This is a genomic window from Protofrankia sp. CiP1_Cm_nod3 (assembly GCF_982290655.1).
The window spans coordinates 36,190-40,159 of the sequence record NZ_CEVIVD010000043.1; the positions used below are offsets into that span (position 1 = coordinate 36,190).

The 3,970-nt window shown below is 70.4% G+C and carries 4 protein-coding genes; 3 read left to right on the forward strand and 1 reads right to left on the reverse strand.

Annotation, left to right across the window (positions count from 1 at the left end; translation table 11 throughout):
* A partial coding sequence (locus AC5LUJ_RS10950) for a class I SAM-dependent methyltransferase (RefSeq protein WP_493464881.1) occupies nt 1–809 on the reverse strand: 809 nt, incomplete at its 3' end.
* A gap of 416 nt (nt 810–1,225) precedes the next feature.
* Between AC5LUJ_RS10950 and AC5LUJ_RS10955 the strand changes: the two genes are divergently transcribed.
* The 3 genes from AC5LUJ_RS10955 to AC5LUJ_RS10965 all read left to right on the forward strand — a co-directional run.
* The gene (locus AC5LUJ_RS10955) at nt 1,226–2,083 is read left to right on the forward strand and encodes an ABC transporter ATP-binding protein (protein ID WP_493464882.1); all 858 of its coding nucleotides are present in this window, start codon (nt 1,226–1,228) and stop codon (nt 2,081–2,083) included.
* Nucleotides 2,080–2,946, forward strand: coding sequence for an ABC transporter permease (locus tag AC5LUJ_RS10960; RefSeq protein ID WP_250289775.1), 867 nt, complete (start codon nt 2,080–2,082; stop codon nt 2,944–2,946). The genes AC5LUJ_RS10955 and AC5LUJ_RS10960 overlap by 4 nt, the downstream gene beginning before the upstream one ends.
* A gap of 153 nt (nt 2,947–3,099) precedes the next feature.
* Nucleotides 3,100–3,970, forward strand: an 871-nt coding sequence (locus tag AC5LUJ_RS10965; protein ID WP_493464883.1) for a DUF2142 domain-containing protein, incomplete at its 3' end; no start/stop codon positions are given.

Here is a 3,970-nt window from a genome sequence, read left to right on the forward strand (position 1 = left end):
GACTCCGAGGCGGTGACGACCACCATGGACGGGGCCCACCAGTAGCTGCAGTCCGGCGGTGGCCGCAGCCCGTCCACGACCCGCATGCGGATGGTCCGGAAATAGTGCAGGAGGGACCGCTGGTGGCGCCGGGAGAGAGAGTCGATCTCGTTCGAGTAATAGGTGAACGAACCGCCCTCGGTAAGATGTCCGGCAGCCGCCGGGAAGAAGTGCTCGGCATAGGTCGAGCCACCCAGGAAATGGGACGCGAACTCGTTCTCGTCCAGTGGGTAGGTGTCGAAGAAGATACCGTCGAACCGCCCGAGGGAGTCGATGACTTCCTGCCATCTGCCGAACACGATCTCCGTGTTCTCGTGGCCGGGCTCGCGGCTCCACGCCACGGCCGTCTCGAACACCTGCGGATTCGCCTCCACGATCGTGTGGCGCGCGGGCCGGTACTCCTGGATGTAGCCGGCGGAGATGCCCAGGCCGAAACCGATCTCCAGGACCGAGCGGCCGGGGCCGGCAACCTGGTCGGCCATGGCCTTCATCAGCGGCTTCTCCCAGGTCTGCATGACCTGCTGGCCGGAGACGAGCAACGAACCGTCGACAATCGTGGGGGCCGCGGAGTCGACCGGCTCCACGATATCCGGCCGGGGGGCGCCGGAAACCATGTTCTCGGCTGCCGCGTCCAGCGCCGTCAGATCGGATACAAGCTCGTCGAGAGCCCGCCCGAGCAACCAGTCCCGCGGCTGCTCCGACAATGGCGCGAGCAGCGATTTCGATATCTCGGAGAGTGATGCGTCGAACTTGTCGGTGTGCCTGAGCACATTGACCTCCCGGTACCGGCGGAGCGGATGACGGTGGCCATCAATGTAGCGCAGGAACCAGCGGTGAGAAGCTGCCGTGGGGAGGTCTTCTGAGCGCGGCACCGACGTGTTCCGCCGGACGCTCGGCTCCGGATGCCGCAGGTGTGGCCACCTGGAGCCCGACGGCGACGGCGGCGGCATACGGTCGCTGCTCGGGTGCGGTGCCCGGAAAGCACACGACGTCCCGGCCGGGCATTCCACGGCCGGCCGCCCGGCGTCCGCCGGCGAAAAACCAGATGAGAACCGAGCGCGCCCGACCTATGGTCCACGGTATGCCACTGCCTCGTACGGAGACCCTGGCCACGGCCGCCAGGCCCGGGGATCAGCCAGGCGAATCCGCGATATCAGTACGAAATGTGGTGAAAAGGTACGGGGAGGTGGCCGCGGTCGACGGTCTCGACCTCGACGTCCCCGTCGGCGTGTGCCTGGGCCTGCTCGGGCCCAACGGTGCCGGCAAGTCCACCACGATGCGGATGCTGACCGCCCAGTCGATCGCCGACACCGGCCGGATCAGTGTCCTCGGGTACGACGTGCCGCGCGCGTCGAAGCAGGCCAGAGCGGTGATGGGGGTGGTACCGCAGGAGGACAACCTCGACGGCGAGCTGACCGCCCGGCAGAACCTCGCCGTGTTCGCCCGGCTGTACCGGGTACCCGCTCGCAGGCGCCGGGCCGCGGTCGAGCAGGCCCTCACGCTGGCGCGGTTGAGCGACCGGGCCGACACGGTGACCGACGACCTCTCCGGCGGCATGCGGCGGCGGCTGCTGGTCGCCAGGGCACTGGTGCACCGGCCCCGGCTCGTCCTGCTCGACGAGCCCACCGTCGGGCTCGACCCGCAGGTCCGCCAGGAGCTGTGGAGCCTGATCGCCGGGCTCGGCGCGGACGGCGTGACCGTACTGATGTCGACCCACTACATCGAGGAGGCGGAGCGGCTCGCCCAGGACGTCGCCATCATGTCGCGCGGCCGGGTGATCGCACGGGACACGCCCGCCCGTCTCATCGACGCGCATGCCGGGCGGACCGCGGCGGAGTACTACGGCCCGCCGCCGAAGCTGGCCGAGATCGCGGCGCAGGCGGAGGCCGCAGGCTTCACCACCCGCCGGACCGGGCCGTCCGTGTCCGTGCTGCGCGCCGAGAACATGCCCACCGAGCTGGACGACCGGCTCGGAGCCGGGATCCGGCGCGCGGCGACGCTGGAGGACGTGTTCGTCGCCCTCACCGGGGAGCGGGTCGAATGAGTACCACGGACGAGGCCAGAACGGCTACAGACGGGGCAGGGGCGGACGCAACGGCCCAGACGGGCGGGACGCGCGGGACGGGCGGGACGCGCCGGCTGCGGCGGGTCGAACCGGCCGCCCTGGCGGGAGTGATCACGCACGACATCACCCTGTTCCGGCGCTACTGGCTGTCCACCAGTTTCTCCGCCGTGGTGGAGCCGACGATCTATCTGCTGGCCTTCGGCTGGGGGTTCGGCTCGCTGGTGTCCGTGGTGGCCGGCTACCGGTACGTGGAGTTCCTCGGCACCGGCGTGGTGGCGAGCTCGGTGCTGTTCGCCTCGGCCTTCGCCAGCATGTTCCAGACGTTCATCCGGCGGACCTACCAGAAGCTCTACGGAGCCGTCCTGGCCGCTCCCGTCGACATACCCGAGATCGTCCTCGGGGAGGCGCTGTGGACCGCGGCCAAGGCGGGGGTCTACGGCTGCGCGCCGCTGCTGGTGGCGATCGCGTTCGGCCTGGATCCGACGCCCGGAATGCTCGTGATCCCGTTCGTCGGGTTCCTCACCGGGTTCGGCTTCAGCCTGTTCGGGATATGGACGTCCGCGCTGGTGCCGTCCGTCGACAGCTTCAGTTACATCATCTCAGGGGTGCTGACGCCGCTGTTCCTTGTCGCGGGCACGTTCTTCCCGGTGAGCGAGCTACCGGGCTGGGCGCGGGCACTGAGCTGGGCCAACCCGCTCTACCACTGCGTGGAGCTGGTGCGCGACGCGGCATTCGGGTTCGCCCCGCTCACCGACCTCGGGCACCTGGGGGCGCTGGGGGTGTTCGCGTGGATCATGTGGCTGCTCGCGGTCCGCTCCATGCGCCGCCGGCTCATCGACTAGGCACGCGCGCCGGACGGCCGGCAGCGACAGCAATATCGACATTCACATAAAGAAATCAAACGGATACTCCACGTCATTGGCATTCCTGGAGCCGGACGGGGGAGGAATTCGCTTGCCGTTCACGGAACGTATCCCTGGTAATGTGCGGCCCCTATGAAAAGACCACTGTGGTCTTGGCTGCGGAAACCCGGCGCGCCCGCTCTCCTGCTCGCCGCGCTGACCGGCTGGATCTTCCTGTGGGCGCTGACAAACCCGCTGGGAACCGCGCCGGACGAGCCGAGCCACTACGCGAAAGCGGTGGCCGCCGGGCGCGGGCAGGTACTCGGCGAGCCCGTCCCGCTCGCCAGGCTGCGCTCCTTCGGGGTGTTCAGCGAGGATTCACTGCGCCAGGTCCGCAACGCCTATCGCGGCTTCGAGCTGCCAGCCCAGCTGCGGATCACGACCAGCCCGCCCTGCACCGCCCTGGACCCGGAGGTGTCCGCGGCCTGCCTGCGCCAGGCCACCGCCGTCCCGCCCGGCCGGGCCGAAAGCATCGTGGGCGCGTATCCGCCGCTGATGTACCTCTCCGAAGGAGCGCTCACACGGGCGGCCTGGTCGGTCCGCTCCGGCTACGTGTTCGCCCGGTTCGGTTCGGCGCTCGTCTCGGCGGCGCTGCTGGCCGCCGCCACCTGGCTCCTGCTGGGGGGCCAGGGGCGGCCTGGCCGGCGTCCCCTGGCGCTGGCCGGGATCGCGGCCGCGGTCACCCCGATGGTGGTCTTTCTCGGCTCCCAGGCCGGCGCCAGCGGTACCGAGCTCACCGGCGCACTGGCCTGTGCCGCGGCTGCGCTGCGGCTGTCCCGGGCCGAACAGCCCTCGGCCCGGGCCTGGTGGGTCGCGGGCATCGCCATGGCCGTGACGGCGCTCAGCCGTCCCATGGCACCGCTGTGGATCGTGCTCGCGGCCGCCCTCGGGGCCGGCCGTCTCTCCCCGCGCACGGCATGGCACCGCCTACGCGAGGGCGGCCGGCCGGCGACCGCCGCGGCGG

Bases quoted from the DNA above. Each gene is read 5' to 3' on its own strand.
- AC5LUJ_RS10960 (WP_250289775.1), top strand. From the start codon at position 2,080: ATGAGTACCACGGACGAGGCCAGAACGGCTACAGACGGGGCAGGGGCG.